The 751-nt window shown below is 44.3% G+C and carries 1 pseudogene; it reads left to right on the forward strand.

Annotation, left to right across the window (positions count from 1 at the left end):
* Positions 1 to 651, forward strand: a pseudogene (locus A3757_RS02215) (isocitrate lyase); the annotation flags it as partial.
* Between the last annotated feature and the right edge of the window lie 100 nt (positions 652 to 751).

Below are 751 nucleotides of genomic sequence, written 5' to 3' on the forward strand. Positions count from 1 at the left end.
AAACGTCTTCCTTCTGGCCTATACCAGTTCCGTTCAGGTACTGGTCATGAGCGTTGTGTATTCGATTGTATCGGTGCGCTTAATGCTGGTGCTGACTTGCTTTGGATCGAAACTGCAGTACCAACTGTACACGAGATCAAAGGCATGATGGACGACGTACGTAAAGTACACCCAGATGCGAAGCTTGTTTATAACAACTCTCCATCTTTCAACTGGACCTTGAACTTCCGTCAGCAAACTTATGATACATGGGTAGAAGAAGGTAAAGACGTATCTGCATACGATCGTAACAACCTGATGTCTGCTGAATACGATGAGTCTGAGTTGTCTGCAGTTGCTGACGAACGTACTCGTACATTCCAAGCGGATACTGCTCGTGAAGCGAACGTATTCCACCACTTGATTACTCTACCAACTTATCACACGACTGCATTGTCTGTTGATAACTTGGCTCAGAACTACTTTGGTGATATGGGTATGTTGGGTTACGTTGCTGGCGTTCAGCGTAAAGAGATCCGTCAAGGCATTGCATGTGTTAAGCACCAAAACATGTCAGGTTCTGACATCGGTGACGACCACAAAGAGTACTTTGCTGGTGAGCGTGCTCTTAAGGCAGGCGGTGCTAAGAACACTTCTAACCAGTTCTCTTAATCTGAGACTGGCTAGTTAAGCTTTTTTGATAATGTATTATTGAAAGATGCTTAATGTGTTTAGAAAAAGGCGACTCTAGAGTCGCCTTTTTTGTGGAGAT

The organism is Oleiphilus sp. HI0117, from assembly GCF_001635235.1.